At 60.8% G+C, this 25,887-nt stretch carries 26 protein-coding genes; 12 read left to right on the forward strand and 14 right to left on the reverse strand.

Going from position 1 to position 25,887, the window contains the following annotated elements; genetic code table 11:
- The first annotated feature begins 268 nt into the window (after positions 1-268).
- The 5 genes from dctP (at position 269) to ACQ1W9_RS03975 (ending at position 5,095) form a co-directional block, all read left to right on the forward strand.
- Complete coding sequence (gene dctP / locus ACQ1W9_RS03955; protein WP_431025423.1) at positions 269-1,372, forward strand: TRAP transporter substrate-binding protein DctP; 1,104 nt, start codon at positions 269-271, stop codon at positions 1,370-1,372.
- A gap of 82 nt (positions 1,373-1,454) precedes the next feature.
- The gene (locus tag ACQ1W9_RS03960) at positions 1,455-1,958 is read left to right on the forward strand and encodes a TRAP transporter small permease subunit (RefSeq protein WP_431025424.1); all 504 of its coding nucleotides are present in this window, start codon (positions 1,455-1,457) and stop codon (positions 1,956-1,958) included.
- Positions 1,955-3,280, forward strand: coding sequence for a TRAP transporter large permease (locus ACQ1W9_RS03965; protein WP_431025425.1), 1,326 nt, complete (start codon positions 1,955-1,957; stop codon positions 3,278-3,280). The genes ACQ1W9_RS03960 and ACQ1W9_RS03965 overlap by 4 nt, the downstream gene beginning before the upstream one ends.
- Positions 3,281-3,311: 31 nt before the next feature.
- The gene (gene mmsB / locus ACQ1W9_RS03970) at positions 3,312-4,205 is read left to right on the forward strand and encodes a 3-hydroxyisobutyrate dehydrogenase (protein ID WP_431025426.1); all 894 of its coding nucleotides are present in this window, start codon (positions 3,312-3,314) and stop codon (positions 4,203-4,205) included.
- A 95-nt stretch (positions 4,206-4,300) separates the two neighbouring features.
- A complete protein-coding gene (locus tag ACQ1W9_RS03975; protein ID WP_431025427.1) occupies positions 4,301-5,095 on the forward strand; it encodes an IclR family transcriptional regulator domain-containing protein in 795 nt (264 codons plus the stop codon).
- A 63-nt stretch (positions 5,096-5,158) separates the two neighbouring features.
- Here ACQ1W9_RS03975 and ACQ1W9_RS03980 read toward each other — a convergent pair whose 3' ends face one another.
- The 14 genes from ACQ1W9_RS03980 to ACQ1W9_RS04045 all read right to left on the reverse strand — a co-directional run bounded on the left by ACQ1W9_RS03980 (position 5,159) and on the right by ACQ1W9_RS04045 (position 18,736).
- The gene (locus tag ACQ1W9_RS03980; protein WP_431025428.1) at positions 5,159-6,142 is read right to left on the reverse strand and encodes an AraC family transcriptional regulator; all 984 of its coding nucleotides are present in this window, start codon (positions 6,140-6,142) and stop codon (positions 5,159-5,161) included.
- 200 nt (positions 6,143-6,342) lie between these two features.
- On the reverse strand, positions 6,343-6,504 hold the full coding sequence (locus ACQ1W9_RS03985; protein WP_431025429.1) for a helix-turn-helix domain-containing protein: 162 nt from the start codon (positions 6,502-6,504) through the stop codon (positions 6,343-6,345).
- 197 nt (positions 6,505-6,701) lie between these two features.
- Entirely contained in the window at positions 6,702-8,000 is a 1,299-nt protein-coding gene (locus ACQ1W9_RS03990) for a TRAP transporter large permease (protein WP_431025430.1), read from the reverse strand.
- Positions 7,997-8,509, reverse strand: a complete 513-nt coding sequence (locus ACQ1W9_RS03995; RefSeq protein WP_431025431.1) for a TRAP transporter small permease — start codon at positions 8,507-8,509, stop codon at positions 7,997-7,999. The genes ACQ1W9_RS03990 and ACQ1W9_RS03995 overlap by 4 nt, the downstream gene beginning before the upstream one ends.
- A 63-nt stretch (positions 8,510-8,572) precedes the next feature.
- A complete protein-coding gene (locus ACQ1W9_RS04000) occupies positions 8,573-9,598 on the reverse strand; it encodes a TRAP transporter substrate-binding protein (RefSeq protein ID WP_431025432.1) in 1,026 nt (341 codons plus the stop codon).
- Between the two features lie 223 nt (positions 9,599-9,821).
- Positions 9,822-11,057, reverse strand: a complete 1,236-nt coding sequence (locus ACQ1W9_RS04005) for a dienelactone hydrolase family protein (RefSeq protein WP_431025433.1) — start codon at positions 11,055-11,057, stop codon at positions 9,822-9,824.
- A gap of 35 nt (positions 11,058-11,092) precedes the next feature.
- Positions 11,093-11,899 (reverse strand): SDR family oxidoreductase, encoded by an 807-nt coding sequence (locus ACQ1W9_RS04010; RefSeq protein WP_431025434.1) that lies wholly within the window; start codon positions 11,897-11,899, stop codon positions 11,093-11,095.
- Complete coding sequence (locus tag ACQ1W9_RS04015) at positions 11,896-12,492, reverse strand: cysteine hydrolase family protein (RefSeq protein ID WP_431025435.1); 597 nt, start codon at positions 12,490-12,492, stop codon at positions 11,896-11,898. Before ACQ1W9_RS04015 ends, ACQ1W9_RS04010 begins: the two co-directional genes overlap by 4 nt.
- Positions 12,492-13,025: an aromatic-ring-hydroxylating dioxygenase subunit beta gene (locus ACQ1W9_RS04020; protein ID WP_431025436.1), complete on the reverse strand. Its 534-nt coding sequence runs from the start codon at positions 13,023-13,025 to the stop codon at positions 12,492-12,494. Before ACQ1W9_RS04020 ends, ACQ1W9_RS04015 begins: the two co-directional genes overlap by 1 nt.
- On the reverse strand, positions 13,015-14,346 hold the full coding sequence (locus ACQ1W9_RS04025; protein ID WP_431025437.1) for an aromatic ring-hydroxylating dioxygenase subunit alpha: 1,332 nt from the start codon (positions 14,344-14,346) through the stop codon (positions 13,015-13,017). The genes ACQ1W9_RS04020 and ACQ1W9_RS04025 overlap by 11 nt, the downstream gene beginning before the upstream one ends.
- Positions 14,347-14,361: 15 nt before the next feature.
- Positions 14,362-15,312 (reverse strand): PDR/VanB family oxidoreductase, encoded by a 951-nt coding sequence (locus ACQ1W9_RS04030; RefSeq protein WP_431025438.1) that lies wholly within the window; start codon positions 15,310-15,312, stop codon positions 14,362-14,364.
- A 784-nt stretch (positions 15,313-16,096) separates the two neighbouring features.
- The gene (locus ACQ1W9_RS04035; RefSeq protein WP_431025439.1) at positions 16,097-17,035 is read right to left on the reverse strand and encodes an AraC family transcriptional regulator; all 939 of its coding nucleotides are present in this window, start codon (positions 17,033-17,035) and stop codon (positions 16,097-16,099) included.
- Positions 17,036-17,111: 76 nt separating this feature from the next.
- Positions 17,112-17,516 (reverse strand): hypothetical protein, encoded by a 405-nt coding sequence (locus ACQ1W9_RS04040; protein WP_431025440.1) that lies wholly within the window; start codon positions 17,514-17,516, stop codon positions 17,112-17,114.
- A 200-nt stretch (positions 17,517-17,716) separates the two neighbouring features.
- Positions 17,717-18,736: an AraC family transcriptional regulator gene (locus tag ACQ1W9_RS04045; RefSeq protein ID WP_431025441.1), complete on the reverse strand. Its 1,020-nt coding sequence runs from the start codon at positions 18,734-18,736 to the stop codon at positions 17,717-17,719.
- A gap of 225 nt (positions 18,737-18,961) precedes the next feature.
- Between ACQ1W9_RS04045 and ACQ1W9_RS04050 the strand changes: the two genes are divergently transcribed.
- The 7 genes from ACQ1W9_RS04050 (at position 18,962) to antB (ending at position 25,884) form a co-directional block, all read left to right on the forward strand.
- Entirely contained in the window at positions 18,962-20,194 is a 1,233-nt protein-coding gene (locus ACQ1W9_RS04050) for a dienelactone hydrolase family protein (protein ID WP_431025442.1), read from the forward strand.
- 19 nt (positions 20,195-20,213) lie between these two features.
- The gene (locus ACQ1W9_RS04055; protein WP_431025443.1) at positions 20,214-21,002 is read left to right on the forward strand and encodes an SDR family oxidoreductase; all 789 of its coding nucleotides are present in this window, start codon (positions 20,214-20,216) and stop codon (positions 21,000-21,002) included.
- Between the two features lie 50 nt (positions 21,003-21,052).
- Positions 21,053-22,294, forward strand: coding sequence for a styrene monooxygenase/indole monooxygenase family protein (locus ACQ1W9_RS04060; RefSeq protein ID WP_431025444.1), 1,242 nt, complete (start codon positions 21,053-21,055; stop codon positions 22,292-22,294).
- A gap of 2 nt (positions 22,295-22,296) precedes the next feature.
- Positions 22,297-22,818 carry a flavin reductase family protein gene (locus tag ACQ1W9_RS04065; RefSeq protein WP_431025445.1) on the forward strand — a complete coding sequence of 174 codons (522 nt, stop codon included), beginning with the start codon at positions 22,297-22,299 and terminating at the stop codon, positions 22,816-22,818.
- A 74-nt stretch (positions 22,819-22,892) separates the two neighbouring features.
- The gene (locus tag ACQ1W9_RS04070) at positions 22,893-23,780 is read left to right on the forward strand and encodes a SphA family protein (protein WP_431025446.1); all 888 of its coding nucleotides are present in this window, start codon (positions 22,893-22,895) and stop codon (positions 23,778-23,780) included.
- A 226-nt stretch (positions 23,781-24,006) separates the two neighbouring features.
- Entirely contained in the window at positions 24,007-25,395 is a 1,389-nt protein-coding gene (gene antA, locus ACQ1W9_RS04075; protein WP_431025447.1) for an anthranilate 1,2-dioxygenase large subunit, read from the forward strand.
- A gap of 3 nt (positions 25,396-25,398) precedes the next feature.
- Complete coding sequence (antB, locus tag ACQ1W9_RS04080; protein WP_431025448.1) at positions 25,399-25,884, forward strand: anthranilate 1,2-dioxygenase small subunit; 486 nt, start codon at positions 25,399-25,401, stop codon at positions 25,882-25,884.
- Positions 25,885-25,887: the final 3 nt, after the last annotated feature.

The raw sequence follows: 25,887 nt of genomic DNA on the forward strand, positions 1-25,887 counted from the left end.
TCGCTCCACTTCTATTGCCACCGGATCCCGAGACGACGAGGCGCTTGTGCAGTAATGCACAAGTGCCTTGCTCTATTGTGCGTTGTTCGCCAACGATTCCCCTGTCTACACTCGATGGAGCCGTATTGGCTTTACCTAATGGTCTGGGTCATCGGCGGATAACGACAAGAATTCCGGCCCGGCGAGGCGCCGGCTTCCTCCCACGGGAGGGAAGCCAGCAGGGCGTGCATCAGGGCACGGGCCGACCGATCACAAGGAGCGAGCACCAATGACAAGACGAGTGAGCTTCGCGGTATCCACCCTGGTCGCCGGCATCGCCCTGGCGGGCCTCTCCACCGGCGCCCAGGCCCAGCAGCAGTGGACCATGACCACCACCTGGCCCGATAGCCTGGCGCTGATCGAGATCGACCGTCACTGGGTCGAGCTGGCCAATCTGCTGACCGGCGACGAGCTGCAGATCGAATTTCACGCCGGTGGCACCCTGATGCCGGGCACCGAGGTCTTCGATTCCGCCGAGAGCGGCAGCATCGAGGCCTCCGGCGACTGGCCCGGTTACTGGGCCGGGCGCAACTCGGCCTTCTCGCCCCTGGGCACCACCACCAGCCTGTTCAATGCCGTGGACTACATGAACTGGATCCTCGAGTGGGGCGGTTTCGACCTCTACCAGGAGATCTACGGCGAATACGGCCTGGTCTATCTGCCCTACGGCATCACCAACAACGAATCGGGCTTCATGGGCCGCACCCCCATCGAGAGCCTGGCCGACCTGGAGGGCAAGCGACTGCGTCTCTCCGGCCGCGATCAGGGCCGGGTGCTGGAGCAGCTGGGCGGCTCCCAGGTGACCCTCTCCGGGGGCGAGATCTACCAGGCGGTGGAGCGGGGCGTGGTGGATGGCGCCGAGTTCTCCACCCCGGGGGTCGACTTCGGCGCCGGCTTCGCCGAGGTGGTGGACTACTGGGCGGTGCCCGGTTGGCACCAGAGCGCCAGCGTCTTCGGGGTGATGATCAACCGCGACGCCTGGGATGCCCTCTCCGAGGAGACCCGGCAGAAGCTGCGCATCGCCGCCGAGGCCACCATGGCCTGGTCCCTGGCCTGGTCCGAGCGGGGCTCCACCGAGGGAGCCGAGGCCTTCGCCGAGGCCGGGGTACAGATCTCCCAGTTCTCCGACGAGGACCTGGCGCGGATCCAGGAGATCACCAACGAGGTGATCCTGCAGGGCGCCTGCGAGAACCCCATGCATGCCCGGGTCTACCACTCCATGGTCGGCTACCTGGAGCACTACGCCAGTTGGCGCGATATCTCCGCGCCCTTCAACATGAGTCGCAGCCACGACAACCTGCCCTCCCTGGAGGAGCTCGAGGCCTGCCTCTAGGCGCCTGCCATCGCTTAGCCCCGATACGGCCCGCCCATCGGGTGGGCCTTTCCCCGCAGCGCATCGCCTAGAGGAGGTCGTGATGGAGGCCATTGCCAAGGCCATCGATGCCATCAATGAGTGGTTCGGCCGCCTGCTGGCGCCGCTGATCGCGGTGATCGCCCTGGTGGTGCTCTACGATATCGGCCTGCGCTTCTTCAGCGGTCGCCCCAGCGACTGGGCCTTCGATATCACCAAGATGCTGTTCGGCGCCCACTTCATGCTGCTGGCGGCCTATGGGCTTCGCCATCATGCCCATGTGGAGGTGGACGTGATCAAGCGCCTGCTGTCGCGGCGCAAGCAGGCGGCGCTGGTGCTGCTCGGTTACCTGATCTTCTTCGTGCCCTTTATCTACCTGCTGCTCAGCTTCGGCTGGAGCTTCTTCATGCGCTCCTTCAGCCGTGGCGAGACCACCTACGGCATGGTGGCCATCCCGGTCTATCCGGTGAAGGCGGTGATCGTGATCGCCGCCGTGGCCATCCTCCTGCAGGCCATCGCCGTGGTGATCCGCGCCTTCCTCGAACTGCGCCGGGAGGAGACGCCATGAGCGCCGAGCTGCTGACCCTGTTCATGTTCGCCGGCCTGCTGGTGGGGCTCTTCATGGGCCATCCCCTGGCCTTCGTGCTGGGCGGCGTGGCGGTGGTGGCCGCCTACCTGGGGCCGGGTCCCCAGGTGCTGGGCTCGATCATCAACAACGTCTACGGGCGGGCCATGGACAACTATGTGCTGGTGGCCATCCCGCTGTTTATCCTGATGGCGCGCTTTCTCAACGACTCCGGGGTCACCGAGAAGATGTTCCAGGTGATGCGCCTGCTGCTGGGGCGGGTGCGCGGCGGCCTGGCGCTGACCGTGGTGATCGTCTCGGTGCTGCTGGCCGCCACCACCGGCATCGTCGGCGCCTCCATCGCGGTGATGGGGATGATCGCCCTGGTGCCGATGCTGCGCCATGGCTACCACACCCAGCTCAGCACCGGGGTGATCATGGCCAGCGGCTGCCTGGGCATCCTGATTCCGCCCAGCATCATGCTGATCCTGATGGCCAGCTACTCGCCGGTCTCGGTGGGGGCGCTGTTCGCCGGGGCCCTGGTGCCGGGGCTGCTGCTGGGCGCCATGTATGCCCTCTATGTGCTGGTGGTGTGCTTCTTCAAGCCCGAGTACGGCCCGCCGGTGGGCGCCGAGGAGCGCGCCGAGACTGGGCTCGGCGAGCTGCTGGTGATGCTGCTCAAGTACGTGCTGCCGCCCATGGGGTTGATCCTCGGCGTGCTGGGGGCGCTGTTCACCGGGGTCGCCACCGCCACCGAGGCCTCGGCCATCGGCGTGCTGCTGGCCTTCGTGCTCTTCCTGGTGTTCGGCGATCGCCGGCCGCGCACCTGCTACCGCAGCTTCCTGGAGGCGAGCAAGACCACCACCATGGTGATGTTCGTGCTGGTGGGCGCCACCGCCTTCACCGGGGTCTTCACCCGGGGCGGCGGCATGCGGGTGATCCAGGAGCTGGTGATGGCCATGCCCGGCGGCACCACCGGGGCCCTGCTGCTGATGCTGCTGCTGGTCTTCGTGCTGGGCATGTTCCTCGACTGGACCGGCATCGTGCTGCTCAGCTTCCCGATCATGCTGCCCATCGTCGAGGCCATGGGCGTGGACCTGCTGTGGTTCGTGGTGATGGTGGCGGTGGTGCTGCAGACCTCCTTCCTGACGCCCCCCTTCGGCTATGCGCTCTTCTACCTCAAGGGGGTGGCACCTCCCGGCGTGGAGATCGTCCATCTTTATAAGGCGGTGATTCCCTTCTGCCTGCTGATCCTGCTGGCCTGCGTGCTGCTGGCCCTCTTCCCGAGTCTGGTGACCGGGCTACCGGCGCTGCTGTTGGGCTGACTTACGAAAACCACCGCAAGGAGTGACTATCATGCGAATCGCCTTTATCGGCCTGGGCAATATGGGCGCCCCCATGGCCACCAACCTGGTCGCCGCCGGCCACGACCTGCATGTCTTCGATCTCTCGACCGAGGCGATGCGCGCCCTGGGCGAGGCCGGGGCCAGTGTCGCCGCGAGCGCCGCGGCGGCGGTCGAGGGGGCCGGGGTGGTGATCTCCATGCTGCCCGCCGGGGCCCATGTGAAGGGGCTCTACCTGGGCCGCGACGGGGCGCCGGGGCTGCTGGCGAGCCTCGATGCCGGGACCCTGATCATCGATGCCTCCACTATCGCCCCGGAGGATGCCCGGGAGGTGGCGGCGGCCGCCGCCGAGCGCGGCCTGGATTACCTGGATGCGCCGGTCTCCGGCGGGGTGGGGGGCGCCAAGGCGGGCACCCTGACCTTTATCGTCGGCGGCAGCGAGGCGGGCTTCGCCCAGGCGCGGCCGGTGCTGGAGGGCATGGGCAAGAATATCTTCCATGCCGGCGCGGTGGGTGCCGGCCAGGTGGCCAAGATCTGCAACAACATGCTGCTGGGCATCCTGATGAGCGGCACCGCCGAGGCCCTGGCCCTGGGGGTGGAGAACGGCCTCGACCCGGCGGTGCTCTCCGAGATCATGCGTCAGAGCAGCGGCGGTAACTGGGTGCTCAACGGCTACAACCCCTGGCCCGGCGTGATGGAGAACGCGGCGGCCTCCCGGGGCTATCAGGGCGGCTTCCTCACCAACCTGATGGCCAAGGACCTGGGGCTGGCCTGGGAGCTGGCGCTGGGCTCCCGCTCGGCGGTGCCGATGGGCTCCCAGGCCCGCAACCTCTTCGCCCTGCATGCCCGGGAGCACGGCGACCTGGACTTCTCCAGCATCCTCAAGCTCTATCGCCATGACGACTGAGGTCGCGGCAACGGCACGGCGGGGCGAACATTTGTTCGCCCCGCCGTGCTAGAGTAGGGCCTTCGATGGCAGCCCGAGGCGGAGGCAAGCAGCAGATGGAGACATCCCCCCAGGAAGCGACCCTGAGCCCGGACGACCGTGACTTCGTCACCGCCCTGGCCAGTGGCCTCGAGGTGATCCAGGCCTTCGACGAGGCCCATCCGCGCATGACCCTCAGCGAGGTGGCGGCCCGTACCGGCATGAACCGCGCCAAGGCGCGGCGCTTCCTGCTGACCCTGCATGCCCTGGGCTATATGCGCAAGCAGGGGCGCAGCTTCGAGCTGGCCCCGAAGGTGCTGCAACTGGGCTATGCCTTCCTCTCGGCCAACGATTACCGCGGCGTGATCCAGCAGTACCTGGAGGAGATCACCGCCGAGAGCGGCGAATCCTCCTCCCTGGGAGTGCTGGACGGTGACGAGGTGACCTATGTGGCGCGCTCGGCGGCTCGCCATCGGCTGATGGCCATCACCCTCTCGGTGGGCACCCGGCTGCCGGCGGCCTACACCTCCATGGGCCGGGTGCTGCTGGCCCAGTTGCCGGCCGCCGAGCTCGACGCCTACCTGGCGCGGGTGACCCTGGAACCGCATACCGAGCGCAGCGTCACCGACCCGGCGACGCTGCGCGCGCGTATCGAGGAGGCCCGCGAGCAGGGCTACGCCATCGTCGACCAGGAGCTGGACCCGGGGCTGCGCTCCCTGGCGGTGCCGGCCTTCGATGGCGGCGGTAAGCTGATCGGCGCCATCAACGTCAGCACCAATGCCGCGCGGATCGACCATGAGACCCTGACCCGGCGGCTGCTGCCGCTGCTGCAGCAGACGGCGCGGCGTATCCGCGACGCCGTACATCGCTAAGACGGCCGATCACGACGAAGGCGCCGATGGGAGACCATCGGCGCCTTCGTCGTTGTGGCGGCCTTATTGCAGCGGCGCGGCGGCCGAACGCTTGAGGGTCTCGGAGGGCAGCTCGCCGTAGCGCGCCTTGTACTCCTTGGAGAAACGCCCCAATTGCTGGAAGCCGCAATCCATGGCGATGCTCGAGACGCTCTCGTTGGGGGCGGCCCGCTCCAGGCGCTGGCGCACATAGTCGAAGCGCAACTGGCGGAAGTAGGCGATGGGGGAGACCCCGTAGTGGGTATGGAAGTCCCGGTAGAGACGCTCCCGGGAGACGCCGGCGGCCCGCTCCAGGTCGGCCAGCCCCAGGGGGCGATCCAGGGACTCATGCAGCAGCGCTTCGAGGTCGCTCAGGTAGGCGGGGCGCCCCTGCTGGCGGCCCAGCAGCTCGCTGGAGTAGTTGTGGGGCTGGGTATAGAGCAGGCTGGTGATCAGCGAGTTCTCGAAGTTGCTCCACACCTCGGGGATGTCACACAGCGAGCCCTCGGCATGCAGCATCTCCTGCAGGTTGGCGACCATCTGCCACCACTCCTTCACCGTGCCGCTCAGCGGCATACGCGGGTCGAAGATCACCGGCTGCGATAGCTGGCGGCGCAGCAGTTGCGAGAGCTTGTGTTCCAGGGCCTGGCGGGAGAGGCGCACCAGGCGCTTCTGGCACTGCTCATCCATGCTCAGGCGCAGCGGCTGGCTGGGCGAGATGATCGCGCCCACGGCGGCATCGGAGTCGAAGGCCGCGCCCTGGTACTCGATGCTCTGGGCCCCCTGCAGGGGCAGGCTGATGCTGTAGCTGTGGGTCAGGTCGGCGATGCCGACGGTCACCCGGGTCGCGTACTCGATAGTGCCGATGGACACATTGCCCAGGCGGGTGCCCTGGTGGCGAAAGCTGAGCTGACGCGGTTGGGGCACTTCCAGGCGATGGGGGCCATTGACCTGGCACATCCAGCGGCAGGCCGAGTCGGGTTGGTGAAACTCGGCGGCGATCCGTTGTCGGGTCAGGGGTACGGTCATGGTTCCTCCTGGCCTCGCCGCGATAGTCGTTATCTTGGGGCCACAGGGCCCGGGGGCGGTCGAGGCGGTGTTCGCATATCGTTCTTGGGTACGTAATGCGAACTGGCGTTGTTATTCTGCCATCTTGGTCAGGCGATAGCCAATCACCTAAAGGTATCCCCTTTCGGCGCCGAGGGGAAACCGGCGCCCCGAGTCGTCCGCTAGGGGGTGTCCTGTCCCTTGCCTCGCCGTGTCTCGCTCGGGGATTCGCCGAACGCCTGCCGATAGGCGAGGCTGAAGCGGCCCATATGGGTAAAGCCCCAGCCCATGGCGATCTCGGTGATCGATGCTGTGCCCTCCTTCGTGAGCAGGGCCTGTTGCACCCGCCGGGGTCAAGGGCTCCTGGGCTCTGTACGAAAACTGCCTGCGCTCACCCATACGGCGTTAAAAATCGGCTCAAAGCACTCATTTACACCCCGTGAACTCCGTCTTTTCGCCGGTTTTTGCCTTGTCTGGCCTTTGCTCGCCGACTTTCCGTACAAAATCTAGGAAAGATCAGGTCCCGTTTTCGCGCGCGGCGTTACATGCTGGTGGGCAGTGCGAGCACGATAGCGGGAAAGGCAATGATCGCGGCAATTAAAACGATATATGAGATGATGAATACGCCTGCACCTTTGAATATCGTCTGTATAGGGACCTCAGGAGCAAAGCTACTGACGATGAAGACATTAACCCCCACCGGTGGTGTTACGGATCCTAAACTAGTCACCAGGGTCAGCAAGACGGTAAACCAGATCGGGTCGAATCCGAGAACTGCAGCCAGTGGGAAGAAAATCGGCAGAGTAACCACCAGAAAACCCAGTGCATCCATCAGCATGCCGCCCAACAGATAGATTAGCAGCAAGACCACCAAGATCAGTTCGGGAGCGACCGGCAGTGCTGATGCCCATTCAGCCAACTCGAACGGCAGCCGTGAAATAGCAAGGAAGCGTCCGAACATCACCGCGCCGGTAAGCAACAGCAGCACCATGGCGGAAATGCGCATTGTTTCACTCATACAGTCCACAGCTGCTCGCCAAGACAGCTTGCGGCGAACCAGGGCCATTAGCAACGCCCCAAAGGCACCGGCTGCACCTGCTTCGGAGGGAGTAAACCATCCCATATACAGCCCACCGATGACGATCGAGAACAAGATTAATGCCTCTATAACTCCAGTTAGACCCAATAGCTTCTCCCTAAGCGTTGTCGCTGGTCCGGCCGGACCAAGCTCGGGTTTGCGCCGACAGAGCAGGAAGATAGTCAGCACGAACAATGTGGTGAGGATCAGTCCGGGCAGCAAGCTGCCAAGAAACAGACGAAGCACCGACTGTTCGGTCTGCACGGCGATAACGATTAGCAGTACACTAGGCGGAATTATCGCGCCTAGCGTGCCGCCAATAGCGACGCTACCGGTACTCAGCCCACCATCGTATTTATACTTGCGCATTTCCGGCATCGCCACAGTTCCCATGGTAGCGGCCGTGGCCGAGTTCGAGCCGGATATGGCGGAGAAACCCATGGAGGCGAGCACGGTTGTGCCGGCGATACCGCCTGGCATGCGGCCAAACCAAGTGTAGGCGGTACTGTACAAACGTTCGGTGACGCCGCTGCGATAGGCGATCTGACCCATGAGTACGAATAATGGCACTACCGTGAGGCCATACGAGGAAAACTGATCCCAGACGTTGCTGGAGAGCAGGTGTACCGCTGCATCGGTGGTGAGTACCATTGCCACGCCTACCGCGCCGACCAGCATCATGGCCAAGGCGATGGGCAAACCTAGAAGCATCATGAGAAACATGATTGCGAAGCCGAGAACCCCTATCATGGTTGCGCTCATGAGAGTCTCCCTCCACTCGTAGCGAAGCATACGCCACCGTTGACCAGAGCAGCTAGAGAACAGATGAAATCGCGTAGCAGAACAATAGTGAACACGCTCATACTACAGGCCAACGCGTACACCCAAGGGTACACCGGCGCCCTCAGTGTCTCCGACGTCGAGCCGTATTGGTACATATCGGTGGCGTAAACGAACAAATTGTAGGAAATGGTGGCAACTACCAGCATCGACAGCAGCCACATTGCCGTCTCAGTCAGCAGGCGTAGTTTGAGCGGAAAATGATCAATTAAAAGGCGAATAGTGACGTGACCTTTGTAGGCCTGGGTATACCCGAGCGCCGAGCCGATCGCAACCGCGGCCAGCCAGCCGATCACCTCGAAGGAACCGGGCAGCGGGCTACCGAACATTCTAAGCACAATATCGAGGACGGCCACGAGCAGCATCAGCGAGAGGGCTATTCCTCCGATCACCGCGCATCCTCGGTGCAGGAAGTTTACCAAGTTGGACATAGCGAGGCTCCTAAGATGTTCCTAGAAAATGCCGGGTGTCGATCGGCACCCGGCGCTTACAGCTTACTGATACTCCTCAGCGTGCTCGTCCCTGATCTGTTGCAACCGTGTTAGAAACTGCTCGGAAGGTAGACCATTTCCGGCTGCTTCGTGTCTCCAGTCGTCAATTTGCGATTGCAGCCGTTCGTCCCAGGTGGCCCGTTCCTCATCCGATAGCGAAATGACCTGAAGATCGTAGTTCTCTTGGCTCCAGCTAATTGAATCGGCCGTGTGTTGGTCGTGATACTGTCCGGTCCATAGGGCCATCTCTCGACCCAGTTCATCGATCACCTGCTGCACATTCTCCGGTAGTCGCTCCCAGCGACGCTCATCCATTAGGGCTGCGAAGGTTACCACGCCTATTGGATAGTCGGTGACGTACTTGACATTCTCCGCCAGACGGAAGTCGCGCAACACCTCGCGAGAGGTGGCAACGCCTTCGATTACTCCAGTTTGCAACGCTTCCGGTACTGATGGCATGGGCATACCGACCGGCGAGGCGCCCAATGCCTCCAGACTAGGTACGCCGCTGCCTGTCGCGCGCAGCTGCAAATTACGCATGTCGTCAAGGCCGTTGACTGCTCGGCGTGACTGCACATAGGCTGGTTCGCTAGTGAACAGGGCGATGACGCGGAAGTTGTCGAACTCCTTCGCTTGCATCTCCTGCATAAGGTCCCAGTAGGTTAGGCTAGCCACGGTGGCGTTGGGGAACCCATGCGGTAGCGTTAGCCCAGAGCTCAAAGGAAAGCGCCCTGGATCATAGGCCGGAGCGCTAAGGCCAATATCAGCGACGCCACGGCGGACACCCTCGTACATATCGCGCGCTCCCAGCAGTGAGCCTCCGGGGAAAGTTTGCACGCGTACCTGGCCGTCGGTGCGTTCATTTACCTCATTTGCCCAGTGCTCCATCTGCCTGGCTGGGAAAGTACCCGACGGCGCGAAAAAGGCGTAGGTCAAGGTAATTTGTGAAGCCTCTGCCGGACGCGGCATAGCGCCTAACGTCGCTGTGAAGGCCAACACCGCCACAAATACACCAATTTTTATTTTCATGCGGTATCTCCTCATTGAGGTGAAAAACAAGCTACCCGCTGCTGCGCGCTAAGGATGTCAGGAAGCCGAAAAATGAAAAGTTAGCAAGCTTCTTCGTTTGCATAGCGATTTCCGGAGCCTTGGTTCTGATCAATTATGATAGCGCTTCGCCAGAGGGGGGCGTTTCGATTAGCAGTCTGATAGTGCTGGCGATCTGTTTCTGATTATGCCGCCATACATGAAATCATTTGCCTTCGCTGGTTTGCCAGCGCTGCATCAGGGTGTTCGATGGCAGTGTCTCATCAAGAAGCTTCTCCGCAGTCTTGATTCCTGCCACCGGCAGACCAGTCGGGTCGAGAAGACCAATCTGCACTAGCACACTAGCCTGATCCCAGTAGATATGCTCGTGGTACAGTTTATCGCCACGAAACTTGACCACTCCGAGCATCGGGATTTCAACGTGCTTGCCAGTTGGCGCAACGTTGGGAAGTAGCCAGTCGATTTCGGTGGTGTGGGTGAAAGACATGATGAACTCATCGACGATTTGCGATGAGCCCACGGTGCGTGAGATGGGCACTAGATTCATATCCGGCGGGTTGCCGTGGACGAAATGGTGCTGGTAGAAGCGGCTCAGCTCCTTGTAGCCAACCCCCCCTGTCATGGTGGGGATGTGGTTGACGTAGGGTTCGGCGACCATGGTGGCCATGGTCGCTGGCACGTCGCGAGTATTGAACTCATGGTAGACGTGTTGTTCCCATAGCTTCGATAGATCGTAGTCCGGGCCGATCTCGCGCTTGAGGGCGGCGATGGAGCGCTCGTGGGCCATCTGGGCGGCGGGCTTGTCGTAGTGCATGCCGCCGACCCGGGCGAAGGCATGGTCCACGCCCGGATAGTTGTAGAGCTCGACCTTCGGCCGGCCGGCCAAGGCCTGGCTTACCCGCTCGCGGGTTGCCGCATCGCAGTAGCCATCCTGTTCGGCGAAGTGCAGCACCAGCCGTCCTTTGATGCTGTCTGCCTCGTCTAGGTACTGGTCGATACCCATCCCGTAGTAGCCCACCGAGACAGCCGCCTGGGTCCGGGTGGCAGTGAGGTAGGCGAGCTTGCCACCCATGCAGAAGCCCACATAGCCGAGTTCGGCGTCTTCCACTTCCGCCAGGCCGCGCAGGGCGCTGAAGGAGGCGTCGATGTCTTCCACCGCTTTGTCGACGTCCAGGCGCTGGAACAAGTCGATAGCTTTGGTGAACTCTTCTTCGCTATAACCCAAGTCTACGCTTGGCTCTAGGCGCCAGAACAGATCCGGCACCAGCGCCACGTAACCTTCCTCTGCATAGAAGTCGGCCACTGCACGCATGTTTGCATTGATACCGAAGATTTCTTGGCCGATCACCACACCAGGGCCATGGCCACTAGCCGGTAGGGCCAGATAACCAGAAAAGCTACCGCTACCGTCGGTGGCACGAATTTCGATCATCTTGTTCATAATTTTCTCCTCGTGCTGTTATAAATATCTTTTTCTTACTGGGTATTACCGAGACGCTCGAACCAAGTGCGCGGGGCGATACCTTGGTCGGGGCCGAGTATTGAAAATCCGCCGTCCACAGGGATGTCCACCCCGGTGATCCAGGACGCGTTTTCGCTGCAGAGAAAACACACTGCGTTGCCGACTTCATCACCACGGCCGATACGGCCAAGTGGGTGAAAGTGGGATCCGACGCGGTCAGCCAGAGCTTGATCTCCGCCCGAGAAGTCTGCCACTGAAGGCGACCAAGTCCATGCCGGCGAGACGCACACCATACGTATGCCCTGCTCCGCCAGGGTCACTGCGAAGTTTTTAGTCATCTGTATTAATCCGGCTTTTGACGCGGGATAGATCGCGCGCCCATTAGCGCCGAACTTCCCGCCAGTACTGCCAATGTTGACCACAGTACTCCCGGCGGGCATGTGCAGGCAAGCCTTCTGGGTAAAAATGGCTGCCGAGATTAGATTGACGTTAAGGGTCTGGAACCATTGCTCGCGGCTGGAAGCGAGCCCTTGATCGACATATATACAGGCGTTATTAACCAGAATGTCTAGGCGGCCGAAGAAAGCCAGGGTTTCCTCGATACACCGCTCGATATCCTCGTCTAGCTCGACGTTGCATGGACAGAAACGGCACCCTTCACCTAACTCGGTAGCCAATGCATTTCCGATTTTGCGATTACGACCTACTAGCATCACCTTCGCCCCCGCTGCAAGAAGGCGGCGAGCAATATCCACACCTAGTCCTTGAGTACTTCCAGTAACTATAGCGACCTTACCTGAAAGACTGTAAGTGCTACTCATTTTAGCGCCTCCAGTGTTGATTGGACATCACTGACTTCTGCGATAAGGCGCATGCTATTCAGTGAGTGGTTATGAGATTCCGAGCTGGCTGAGGCACATGCATCAGCCGCAACGGTGACGTGAAAACCACAATCCACCGCATGCCTTGCCGTGCTCTCCACGACTGAGTGAGTGGCGACACCTGCAATTAGTACTCGCTCGATATTGAGTCCTCGAAGTAGAACGCAAAGCTGTGTATCGTAGAAAGGGTTTATGCGTTTGTGCGTAACAACATGTTCATTGAAGCAATCTTCTCTTGGGGCAAGCGCCTGATAAAAGTCAGATCCCCAGCTGCCTTCTTTTACCGCGCCGATATTTGCCACGGATTTAAGAATGGGAGCGTTCTGAATCAGATCTGCATAATCATGGCGATAGGCTACGCGAACATGAATAATCGGCCAGCCATGTGCCCTTGCACCGTCTAGCATTTTTTTTGCCGCCACCAGTAACTGGGTGCGTTTTTGGTCATCTTCGGATAAGCCAACGCGTATAAGGCCGTCGGGATGTAAGATGTCGTTCTGGTAGTGAAGGGCAATCACTGCTGGCCGGTGCATTATACGAATACCTCAAGATTTGATAAAATGTCGTTGGAGTTTATCAAGTCGACTCTCTTGAGAGAAATTTTCCAGTCTTCTCCAGGTTGTTCTAAAAGTTTATATGTGTAGCGTCCAGACAACTGTCTCTGCTCCAGTCGCCACTCGCTGACTTGGAAAGTGGCGCTGACGACAAGGTAACCGTAGTCATCACGCCCTTCGATGGTTACGTTACCAACAAGGTGTGCCGTACGAGTCTGCGGCTGCTGCGACCAGTTACGTGCGTTCTCCAGACGACGGATACGCACTTCACGAAGCATTCGGTTTTCCCAGAATAGTGAGATATGGTCGTATGGGTTTTCCTGCTCGTGCTGGTGGGGCATCCAGTACATGCCATTGTCACTGAACAGATCGTCCCAATCCCAGAAGCGGCGCTCGTCAAGCAGACGAGCCTCTCTGAACAGGAATTGCTCGATATTGCGTAGCATCTCGATATCAAACTGGATGGGCTTGAGGTCACGGATACTCACATCTACGGTGCTCTCAGACTGCATGGGTACTCTCCTTGGCAATCAAGGTGGCGGTCATGTAATGCTTCCAGGCGGCAAACTGATTTCGCATCGGCAACTCACTGGTTCCATTGGTAGACACCGCACCATCCGGCAACTCGGTGTCTGTTCCTGCGTATCGGTGCATACTGATCCAGTCGCCGCCACGGGTTAGGTTACCTTCCTGGCAGCGGGCGTATACCTCGACATCGTCGGGCATAACATTGGAGGATGGTGAGTTGATAACATTGGCGTAGGTCAACGCACGATCAAAGACCTCAGCCGGTGCACCTTTCAGTCGAAATGTCTGGATTTCCACCATGGTCCGGTCCACGGAGACTGGACGGATAACGCGAAATTGCTGGAATACGGTATGTGGTGAGCCACTACCATAGATGACTGTATTATGACGGTTCAGGCCAAGGATTTCCCTGGCGCGTTCCTTGCCATGAACCTCGGCTAGGGATTCGAAATGAGCACGAGATACCGGATCGCGGGTAGCAGCCTCTGGGTCGAAGATCGCTTCCATGTAGCCGTGGCCATTATGATAGGCGCGAAGTTCAAGTTTTTCCCAGAAATCATAGGGCTCGCCGTTGCCGTCCATGATCAGTAACTCGAAGGGCATCTCGCCAATGGCTTTAGCCTCGCTGCGGGCCGCTTCGAACGAAGATTCATGTGTGACGCGTGCATGCATGGTGTCGTGTAGGTTCTCGTAGAACACCTTCCAGTTGGAGCGCTGCATAACTCGGAATACGCCTCCAGCTACTTCAACCTCGCCGAGTGGAGATCGGTCACAGAGATTGTCAATAGAGCTAATAGCTCCACCTAGGAAGGTCTTCAGGTCAGGGCCATGGGCAGCCTGGCTGGCGAAGACAAAGCCTCGATAGCTTTCTACGCGTGCCACGCTGACCATCGAGAAGTCCGGATGTTTTGGGTCGTAGCAAGTACCCTCGAAACCGCTCTTTAGCGGTGCAGAAAGATGGTTTCCATTGAGCTTGAAACTCCAGGCATGATAAGGGCATCGAAAGAACTTTCCGACATTACCGTCGCCATCCGCGACCAGCTTGGCACCCTTGTGCGGACAACGATTGTAGAGGACATTGACTTTTTTGTCTGATCCTCTAACCAATATTACATCTTGGTCGCCGATGCGAGTAGTATGGTAATCACCTACGTTCTTTACTTGGCTTTCGTGGCCAACATAAATCCAGGCTTGTCCATAAATACGCTCCATTTCTAGTTGGAACAGTACTGGATCTGTATAGACGCGCTTGTTTACACTGTCATTCCTTACCAGGGAAGAAATTTCTTCATTAGATGGAATCATTTACTCTTTCCTCATTTATAGATCGAGCACCAAGCGTTCACCGCGAGCGCGGGACACACAGGTACAAAAGCTGCCCGTAGCACGGTCACTTTCGGACAGGCAGATATCACGATGCTCGGCTTCACCTTCGAGCACCTCGGCCACGCAGACGCCACAGTCACCGCGACGACAATCGAAGATGGGATCTAGTCCGGCATCGATCATGACATCCAGCAGGCTTTGTCCCACAGGGACGTTGAGAGTCATGCCACTAGCGCGAAGCTCGGCATCGAAGCTTTTTTCACCTGCTGCCTCTAGGCTTCCGGCGAATAGCTCGCAGTGCAAGTTCTCCTTAGGCCAGCCCTGCTCCTCAGCGGTGGCCAGTACGTCGGCGATCAATCCTTTCGGTCCACATACATAAAGGTGGCGTCCAGGTTGAGGAGCGGTGATCACTCGGGGTAGTGGTACCCGGCCGCTCGTGACGTCACTGCTGATCCAGCAAGTAGCCTCCGGCATTTCCTGCACTTCGTCGAGGTAAGCCATATGTCGTGCTTCCCGCCCCGCGTAATGCAGCGTGAAGCTTCGGTTCTCTAGTCGTAATGCGCGGGCCATTCCGAGAATCGGTGTGATACCGATGCCTCCTGCGATCAGCAAGACATCGTCAGCTACTCCAGAGAGAGGGAAATGGTTATTCGGCGCTTCGGTCTTAATTAGTTGACCTTCCTCGAGTCCGTGAACCCAGCTCGAACCCCCACTGCTAGAGTCTTCCAGCTGGACAGCAATTTCGTAGAATCCATCACTAGGAAGATTTACCAGTGAATAAGCACGCAACACCTGACGGTCGCCTAGGATAGGAACATGGAGCTCGATATGTGCGCCAGGAAGGAAGGTTGGAAGTGCGCTTCCATTTTCGCTTTTCAGTATGGCCTGGCGTATACGAGGAGTGAGTTTTTTTACTTTCTCGACTCTCAGGGAAAGACTAGGCATTTTATTTACCTGAAATAATAGCTTTAAGTTGTTGTGAGCTTCACTGTAGATAATGAAGGGGTGGGTGAGATATCCAGTATTGGAAAATCGGTGTCCGATTTTTGCAATTTTCTTGATGTTGTCGGATGATTAGGATGGTTGCTGGGAGTTCTTGGAGAGTGGCTTGGCTATTGAAGAGGCAATATTATAATTTATTTAATAAAAATATTTATTTAGAGTTTGTGTTCCTAAGGTGCATGGGTGAAGGGGTGGGGTATTACTAGCTGTCTGAGAAAAGCCGGTCTATGGTCAATGGCACTATTTATCTTTCTGAAAAGATAGGTCGGAAAGCGGGGTGCCCCTTGAATGATATTTTATTATTTATCTGTCGATGACACCAGTGGTGTGGTGTTCCATAATTTTGTATATTATGGTAATGCATTTAATGCTTGGTTTCGGCGACGAATAAATGGTGGGATCGATGCTGGGCTGGCGTCTGTATAATTCAAGTTTTCGTGTGTGGGCTGATGGCTATGAGTATCTTGGTAATCGCTTCCATGGCCGTTCTCGACACACCAGGTCATCACTCATTTTAATTAAATTAAACTTAAATCCGACGCAGATAGTCGTGATGTTAATTGGTATGATTTGCTAGGGAAGCTAATTTTTATGTGTTTTTTGGTTGGAGTGGCATCGAGTGCGCTATTATTGCAAGTATGAAGGGCTGGCTTCACGGTGCCACTTTAGTGATAATTTAAGTGAGAGATCTGTTTTTCCAGACATGAATCACTCTGGATTTCATATCCTATGTCCTGCGGGCCAAGCTCTGGCGTGGAAGTTCGCCGAATCGCTCATGGTAGTATCCGGCGAAGCGGCCCAGATGGGTAAAACCATATTCTAGTGCGACTTCGGTGACACTTAGGCTGCGCGAGCTGAGAAAGCGTTCGCGAGCAGCCTCTAGTCGCAGGTTGCGCATACGTTCCATTGGCGACTGACCATAACACTGATGACAAAGGTTATTCAGGCTGCGCACGCTAATGCCACACTCGTATGCCAAGGTACGCAGTGTAACGGAATCGGTCAGCCTATCGCGCATTATCACCTCAATCTTCTGAGCCTGCCGGCGCATTTTCCGCTCCCTTAGTGAGGAAGGTTCTATTGATCCTATGCCAGGCTGGTGGGTAAGCAGGAAAACCGATAGACTCTCTTCTAGGTGATCGCGCCACTGAGGGTTGTCTCCCTCATCATCATTGGGTAGTTGATCCAGTAGCTCACCTACTAGGCGTAATCCTCGTGCTCCTTGTCTTCCTTCCAGGCGGAACAAGGAAGGCAGGTTGGCGTCTGCTGCCAGCGCATCCTCAACAACGAGCGGTTTCCGGGTAAGTTGCAGCAAACTGCGTGGCACTTTGACGATCAGCTGCTCACAACCACGACGCCAGATCAAGCGAGCCTCGTGACGAGGCGCCAGGACGCTGAGTTGGCCCGGTTTGGCCTCTAATTCGGTCCCGTCGCATAGCATCGAGGTGCTGCCGCGTAGGGGTATTTGCATAAGAACAAAGTCGGTGAAAGGCTTTGGACGCACCTCGACTTCGGCACCGTAACGCAACATGAAGAGATCACAATGCCCGATGGCAGCGTGAAATAATGCTGTGTCGACCGAACCTTGGCGCCAACGCAAGTCATGATCGACCAATTCATGGGCTAGCAGCTGATGACTTTCCTCTTGGCAGTGGCTGGTGAACACCGGCTCTCTGCAGAGTTCGGAAAGGTCTAGTCGTGGCGCTGTGTAGTTTTGTATGTTTATCATCACATGACCTCGCTCAAAATTTACGATCGCGGGTTACCTTGTTACGTTGCAAGGTCATGCTTGGGGTGTCATCGGATGGCTTGAAACAAGAAATTTCTTGGGGAAACTTGACGTATGCCAAGTGAACCTTGTTCCTAGAATGGGGGTGAAAGTGATCGTGATTGCGTGCCAGATAATGGGGCAACGTGAGTTGATAAGAGCGGTTCAGGTCGGCGATACCGACGGTCACCCGGGGCGCGTATTCGATGGTGCCGATGGAGACATTGCCGAGGCGAGTGCCCTGGTGGCGAAAGCTGAGCTGACGCGGCTGGGGCACCTCCAGGCGATGGGGGCCATTGACCTGGCACATCCAGCGGCAGGCCGAGTCGGGATGACGAAACTCGGCGGCGATCTGTTGTCGGGTCAGGGGTACGGTCATGGTTCCTCCTGGCCTCGCCGCGATAGTCGTTATCTTGGGGCCACAGGGCCCGGGGGCGGTCGAGGCATTGTTCGCATGTCGTTCTAGGGTACGTATTGCGAACTTGCATTATTATTCTGCCATCTCGATCAGGCGATGGCCAATCACCTAAAGGTATCCCCTTTGCGTGTCGAAGGGAAACCGGCGCCCCGAGTCGTCCCCTAGGGATTGCCCTGCCGCTGGCCTCGTCGTGTCTCGCTCGGGGATTCGCCGAACGCCTGCCGATAGGCGAGGCTGAAGCGGCCCATATGGGTAAAGCCCCAGCCCATGGCGATCTCGGTGATCGATGCTGTGCCCTCCTTCGTGAGCAGGGCCTGTCGCACCCGCCGCAGGCGCACCTGGCGCAGGGTCTCCATGGGACTCTGGTGGCGAAAGTCGTGGAAGCCGGCATAGAGGGTGCGCAGGCTGACGCCCGCCACTTCCGCCAACTGCACCGGGGTCAAGGGCTCCTGGGCATGGGCCTCGATGTACTCCTCCACGCGTTTGACGTGCCGTGGGGCGAGCCGCTTGTCTCCCTGGCGCAGCGCTTCGCTGTAGTTATGGGGCTGGGTGGTCAGCAGGGTGTGGATGATCAGCTGCTCGAGCTGGGGCGCGATCAGCGGATCCCGGTCGGCCTCCGGCGACTCCCCGAGCAGCCGGGTGACATAGGCGATGAGGTTGAACCAGCTCGGGGTGTTACGCCAGCGCAGGGCCGGGTGAAAGCTCAAGGGGGAACGCAGGGGGCGTCCCAGGAACTGGCTGCAGGCCTGCTCCAGCGCGCCGCGCTCGATACGCAGCATCAGCTGATCGCAGTCGTCACTCCAGTGCATCCTGAGCCGGGCCGTAGGATTGAGTACCGAGGCCAGGCCTGCTCCCGAGGCAACCCGCTCGTCGTCGCTGTCGATCCGCGCCAGCCCCTGGAGGGGCATCTGGATCAGGTAGAAGCTCTCGAGCCGCTCCGGGTCGATGCGCACCGCGCCGCCATAGGCCAGGCGATTGTAGGAGACGCGGCCCAGGGTCACCGAGTGCAGGCGAGCCGCCAGGCGGCCGCCCTGGCCCAAGGGTTCCAGTCGATGTGGCTTGAAGACACTGGCGACGCTCTGGCGCGCCTCTTCCGCGGCGGTCGAGCGGAACACCAGGCGCCGATGGTCCTCCATCAGGGCTCGCTTCAGCCAGTCGGGTAGTGGCTTGTGCGTTGTCATGGGGGGCTCGCTTGTTGTTGTTATGTGCCCGCCTCAGGGACGGGCAACGTAATGCCCTTGCAGTATAAGGGGCGCTTTTCCTGATTCGCGTCGTGGAAAAGCACTTTCTGCACTCAGCGGATAGTGGGTGCGCTCAGCGGATCGTGGCGTGCCCGATCCCTTGCCTAAGGTGGTGGCGTGGATTCCCGCAATGACCCGCCAACAACAACACCAGGAGGCATCGGCATGGGCACTTCCATCGAGATCAAGGCCGCGGATGGCAGCGGCAGCTTCAGCGGTTATCTGGCCATTCCGGCCTCCGGCAGCGGCCCGGGGATCGTGTTGCTGCAGGAGATCTTCGGCGTCAATGGCACCATCCGCGAGATCGCCGATTACTACGCCGAAGAGGGCTATGTGGTGCTGGCCCCGGACCTGTTCTGGCGCCAGGAGGCCGGGGTCGAGCTCGACTATACCCCGGAGGATTGGCAGCGCGCCTTCGGCTTCTATCAGGGCTTCGATCAGGATCGCGGCATCGAGGATATCGCCGCCGCCATCGCGGCCCTGCGTTCGCGTCCCGAGTGCAGTGGCCAGGTGGGGGCGCTGGGCTTCTGCCTGGGGGCGCGCCTGGCCTACCTGACCGCTTGTCGCTGCGACGTGGACGTGGCCGTGGGCTACTACGGCATGGGTATCGAGAATCACCTCGATGAGGCGGCATCGATTCGTGGTCACCTGGTACTGCATTTCGCCGAGCAGGACGAGTACTGCCCCGCCGCCGCTCGCCAGGATATCGAAGCGGCCCTGGGCCAGCAGGAAAACCTCGAGCTTTACCTCTATCCGGGGGTCGATCACGCCTTCGCCCGGCCCCGTTCCGAGCACTATCACAAGCCGTCCGCGCTGATGGCCCACCAGCGCTCGGTGGCGGCCTTCCGCAAGGCGATGGGGCCCCACTACGACCTCTCGGCGCTGTGGGACAAGCACTGCGAGTACGAGTTTTCCACCCGCAACGTGGACGACACCATGGCCACCATGGTCGCCGAGCCCTATGTGAACCATATCCCGACCCTAACCGGTGGGGTGGGGTACCGGGAGCTCTATCGCTTCTACAAGCACCACTTCGTCGACAGCAACCCCGACGACACCACCCTGATCCCGTTGTCGCGGACCATCGGCGCCACCCAGATCGTCGACGAGCTGCTGTTCTGCTTTACCCACGACTGCGAGATCGACTGGCTGCTGCCGGGGATCGCTCCCACCGGCAACTACGTGGAGATCCCCTTGGTCGCCATCGTCAAGTTCCGCGGTGACAAGCTCTACCACGAACACATCTACTGGGATCAGGCCTCGCTGCTGGTGCAGATCGGGGTGCTCGACCCCGCCGGGTTGCCGGTGGCCGGCCGCGAGACCGCCGCCAAGCTGCTCGACGAGACCCTGCCGTCCAACACCTTGATGCCCACCTGGGCCGATAGCGCCAACCGCTGAGCGAAGGGAGGAGCGTCTCATGGAATCACTGCACAAGCGCAGCGTCATCATCACCGGCGGGGCCACCCTGATCGGCCAGGCCCTGGCCGAGGCCTTCGTGGCGGCGGGCAGCGAGGTCGCCATCCTCGATATCGATGAGGCGGCCGGGTCGGCCCTGGCCGACCGGCTGGGATCGACGGCACGTTTCATCGCCACCGACATCACCCGGGACGACCAGCTCCAGGCGGCGGTGGCGCGGGTCGAGGCGGAGGTCGGCGGGATCGACATCCTGGTCAACCTGGCCTGCAGCTATCTGGACGAAGGCCTGGCCTCGTCCCGGGCCGACTGGCTGACGGCGCTGGACATCAATCTGGTCAGCACGGTCATGGCCACCAAGGCCGTGCATCCCGCCCTGCGCCGCCGCGGGGGCGGCGTGATCGTCAACTTCAGCAGCATCTCGGCCGAGGTGGCCCAGACCGGTCGCTGGCTCTACCCGGCCAGCAAGGCGGCGATGCGCCAGCTGACCCGCAGCATGGCCCTCGACCTGGCCGAGGAGGGCATCCGCGTCAACTCGGTGTCGCCGGGCTGGACCTGGTCGCGGCTGATCGAGGAGGTCAGCGGCGGCGACCGGGCGCGCACCGACCGGGTGGCGGGGGACTTCCATATGCTCGGCCGCGCCGGGGACCCGGCGGAGGTCGCCCAGGTGGTGCTCTTCCTCTGCTCCGACCGGGCCAGCTTCGTCACCGGCGCCGACTACGCCGTGGATGGCGGCTACTCGGCGCTGGGCCCGGAACAGCGAGTACCGGCGATCCCGCGGCTCGCCGGCTGACTTCACTGAGGCCTCTGGCCATCACAACAACAACCGATGGGGAGATTCCCATGACCCGACGCATTGCTATCGTAGGGGCCGGTCAGTCCGGCCTGCAGACCGGCATCGGCCTGCTCAAGAGCGGTTACCAGGTGACCCTGCTCTCCAACCGTACCGGTGAACAGATCCGCCAGGGGCGGGTGATGTCGAGCCAGTGCATGTTCGATCAGGCGCTGCAGATCGAGCGAGACCTGGGGCTGAACTTCTGGGAGGACGCGTGCCCGCCGGTGGAGGGCATCGGCATGACGGTGCCCCACCCGGAGCAGGCCGGCGCCAAGCTGATCGACTGGGCCGCGCCCCTGGAGCGCTATGCCCAGTCGGTGGATCAGCGCCTCAAGATGCCGGTCTGGATGGAAGAGTTCGAGCGCCTGGGGGGCGAGCTGGTGATCCGTGACGCCGGCATCGAGGAGCTGGAGGAACTGGCCGCCAGCCACGACCTGGTGCTGGTGGCCGCGGGTAAGGGCGATATCGTGCGCCTCTTCGAGCGCGATGCCGAGCGTTCCCGCTTCGACAAGCCCCAGCGCGCCCTGGCCCTCACCTATGTGCAGGGCATGACGCCCCGCGCCGACTTCTCTCGGGTGGCCTTCAACCTGATCCCCGGCATCGGCGAATACTTCGTCTTCCCGTCGCTGACCCTGAACGGCCCCTGCGAGATCATGGTCTTCGAGGGGATCCCCGGCGGACCCATGGACTGCTGGCAGGAGGTCACTACTCCCGAGCAGCATCTGGCCAAGAGCCTGGAGCTGCTGCGTACCTATGCGCCCTGGGAAGCGGAGCGCTGCCAGGACGTGCAACTGACCGATGACAACGGCATCCTCGCCGGGCGCTTCCCGCCCACGGTGCGCAAGCCGGTGGCGACCCTCCCGTCGGGACGCCAGGTACTGGGTATCGCCGATGCCCTGGTGGTCAACGACCCGATCACCGGTCAGGGCTCCAACAACGGCGCCAAGTGCAGCCGCGTCTACCTGGACGCCATCCTGGCTCGGGGTGACGCGCCCTTCGATCGGGCCTGGATGGAGGCCACCTTCGAGACCTACTGGGGCTATGCCAAGGACGTGGTGAGCTGGACCAACAGCCTGCTGCTGCCGCCTGCCGAGCATATCCTCGAGCTGCTGGACGCCGCCCAGCACTTGCCGGAGCTCGCTGCGATGCTGGCCAACGGCTTCGATAATCCCCCCGACTACCTGCCCTGGTGGCTCGATGCCAAGGCCTGCCGTCATCTGATCAACGAGCAACTCAAGCTGGAGGCCTGATCATGACTACCCTGACCGCATCCAAGCCGGCCGTGGAGGCCGGCGCCGAGGCCCTTGACCCCCGCGCCCTGCGCCAGACCCTGGGTCATTTCGCCACCGGGGTGACCGTTGTGACCACGACGGGGGAGGGCGGTGAGCCCATCGGTATCACCGCCAACTCCTTCTCTTCGCTCTCTCTGGAGCCGCCCCTGATCCTGTGGAGCCTGGGTGTGCAGTCGCCAAGCCTGGGGGCCTTCGCCGAGGGGCGTCATTTCGCAGTGAATATCCTCGGCGCCCAACAGGAGGCGCTGGCCATGCAGTTTGCCCGCCCCGCCGAGGACAAGTTCGCCAGCATCGCGGTGCAGACCAGTGCCGAGGGCGTGCCGCTGCTGGCGGATAGCCTGGCGCGCCTGGAGTGCCGCGTCGAGTTTACGCGCCTGGCCGGGGATCATCTGCTGATCGTCGGGCGGGTGCTGCGCTTCGCCAGCGAGGCGGGCGAGCCGCTGCTCTTCTACCAGGGGGGCTTTCAGCGCCTCTGCGTCTGAGTGCACCAGCCCCTGCCAGCCCCGGGGTCGTCCGGCCCCGGGCAATAACAACAACAGTCATGAGAGTCCTCCCGATGAAACACACAGCACTGCGCGGCGGCATCGCCGCACTGGCCCTGGTGGCCGCGGCCTCTGCCCAGGCCACCGAGGGCGGCGGGTCCAGCTACCCCATGGGCGCCGAAAACTTCCTGATGGGGGCCCTGCCGCCGCCGGGGGTCTATCCGCTGCTTTACGCCAACCACTATGCCGCCGATGAGTTCCGCGACGGCCAGGGGGAGCGCCTGCCCATCGACTTCCGGCTCAGGGCCAATGTGCTGGCGCCGCGCCTGCTATGGGTCACCGAGCAGACTCTGTGGGGCGGGCAACTGGCCTTCGCCGGCCTCTTTCCGTTGGTCGACCTGGATGTCACCGTCAATGGTCAGCACGACAGCGATCTGGGCTTGGGCGATATCGACCTGACCATGGCCCTGGCCTATCACCATAGCCCCAACCTGCACAGCGCCGTGGGGGTCGATCTGTTCGTTCCCACCGGTAGCTTCGATGCCGGTCGTCTGGCCAATATTGGTCGCAACTACTGGACCGTCCAGGGCGTGTACGCGCTCTCCCGGGTCGATCCTGAGGGGCTCAACTGGGATCTCAAGGTGATGTATGACTACAACTTCGAGAATCCCGACACCAACTACCAGTCCGGACAGGAGCTGCATGCCGACTACTCCCTGGGCTATGCGCTGCATCCCAACTGGGTCGTCGGGGTGGGAGGCTACGCCTACCGGCAGGTCACTGATGATCGCCTCAATGGAGACGATATCGGCAATCGCGGGCAGGCCTTCGCCATCGGCCCGTCGCTGAAGTGGGATAACGGTCAGGGCGCCTTCGTGACCCTCAAGTACGAGCGGGAGTTCGCCGTCGAGAATCGTCCTCGAGGCGATTCGCTGTGGCTCAAGGCGAGCCTGACGTTCTGATCCAAGACCTGCATAACGGCCCGAAAAGGCACTGTTCGCCCCGGCGACGGTGCCTTTCTCTTTGGTCGTATAGGGTTGCTAAAGCATCGAAATATCAGTGGCTTAAAAAGCCCCTTCGGGGGTGGCCAAGAAGTGCATAGCGTTCCTCCAAGAACTGCATAGTGAGCCCTGGGGGAGGGCGCCTAAGGTGAGTCGTACCCAACAAGCAACAAGACGGTAACGACCGATGACAGCATATCGCTCCCTCCCCGACTGGCAGGCGTTTATCGAGAAGTGCATCGATTTCCGCCCCGACGACGGCGTCTATCGCGTCTCCCGTGACATGTTTACCGATCGGGCCCTCTTCGATCTCGAAATGGAGCTGATCTTCGAGAAGCAGTGGATCTTCGCCTGCCACGAGAGCCAGATCCCCAACAACCACGACTTCATCACCATGCAGGCCGGCCGCCAGCCGATGATCATCACCCGGGATGGCAAGGGCGAGCTGCGCGCGCTGGCCAATACCTGTCAGCACCGCGGCGCCACCCTGACCCGGGTCGGCAAGGGCAACCAGTCCACCTTCACCTGCCCGTTCCACGCCTGGTGCTACAAGTCCGATGGCCGGCTGGTCAAGGTCAAGGCCCCCGGCGAGTATCCCCAGGACTTTGACAAGGCCAGCCGCGGCCTGAGCCAGGCGCGCATCGAAAGCTACCGCGGCTTCGTCTTTATCAGCCTGGACACCGAGTCCAGCGTCGGCCTCGAGGAGTTCCTCGGCGACACCAAGCTGTTCTTCGACATGATGGTGGAGCAGGCGCAAGACGGTGAGCTGGAGGTGCTGCCCGGCGAGTCCCGCTACACCTTCAACGCCAACTGGAAGCTGCAGAACGAGAACGGCCTGGACGGCTATCACGTCAGCACCGTGCACTATAACTACGTCTCCACGGTGCAGCATCGCCGCGAGCTGGAGGCCCAGCAGAAGGGCGGCGGCGGGGACACCCTCGACTACAGCAAGCTGGGCGCCGGCGACAAGGACACCGACGACGGCTGGTTCTCCTTCGCCAACGGTCATAGCCTGCTGTTCAGCGACATGCCCAATCCCCAGGTGCGCCCCGGTTACGCCACGGTGATGCCGCGCCTGATCGAGCAGCTGCCCCGGGAGCGCGCCGAGTGGACCATGCACCGCCTGCGCAACCTGAACATCTACCCCAGCCTGTTCTTCATGGATCAGATCAGCTCGCAGCTGCGCATCATTCGCCCGGTGAGCTGGAACAAGACCGAGGTGATCAGCCTCTGCCTGGGCGTCAAGGGCGAGTCCGACGCCGACCGCGAGAACCGCATTCGCCAGTTCGAGGACTTCTTCAACGTCTCCGGCATGGGCACCCCCGATGACCTGGTGGAGTTCCGCGAGCAGCAGCGCGGCTTCGAGGCGCGGGCCACCGAGTGGAACGACATCTCCCGGGGCCGTGAGCACTGGCAATACGGCGAGACCCACAACAGCCAGGTGCTCGGCATCAAGCCGGTGATCACCGGTACCGAGTTCACCCACGAGGGGCTCTACGTCAACCAGCACGGCACCTGGCAGCGGCTGCTGCTCGCGGGCCTCGAGAAGAAAGCACTCAAGCTCCAGGAGGTGTAAGTCATGAGCCAGCAGCAAGCCATCGAGCAGTTCCTCTATCGGGTCGCCGAGTATTGCGACAATCAGGACTGGGACGCCTACCTCGAGCAGTTCGCCCCGGAGTGCGAGTTCCATATTCCCCAGTGGAAGGGCGAGCACGAGATCACCCAGGATCCCAAGCGCGAGATGTCGCTGATGTACTACGCCGATCGCACCGGCATCGAGGATCGTATCTTCCGCCTGCGCACCGGCAAGTCCGCCGCCTCCACGCCGATGCCGCGTACCCTGCACCTGATCAATAACGTGCGCCTGGCGCCCCGGGAGGATGGCCAGGTGCAGGTCAAGGTGAACTGGGTGACCCACTTCCATCGCTTCGGCGAGAGCGGTCACTTCTTCGGCACCACCGACTACACCCTGCGCGGCGACGGCGACGACTGGAAGATCACCCGCAAGCACACCGTGCTGCTCAACGACAAGATCGATTCCGTCCTGGATTTCTACCACGTCTGATTG

The sequence above is a fragment of the Halomonas sp. H5 genome (assembly GCF_050613175.1).
GTDB lineage: Bacteria > Pseudomonadota > Gammaproteobacteria > Pseudomonadales > Halomonadaceae > Bisbaumannia > Bisbaumannia salifodinae.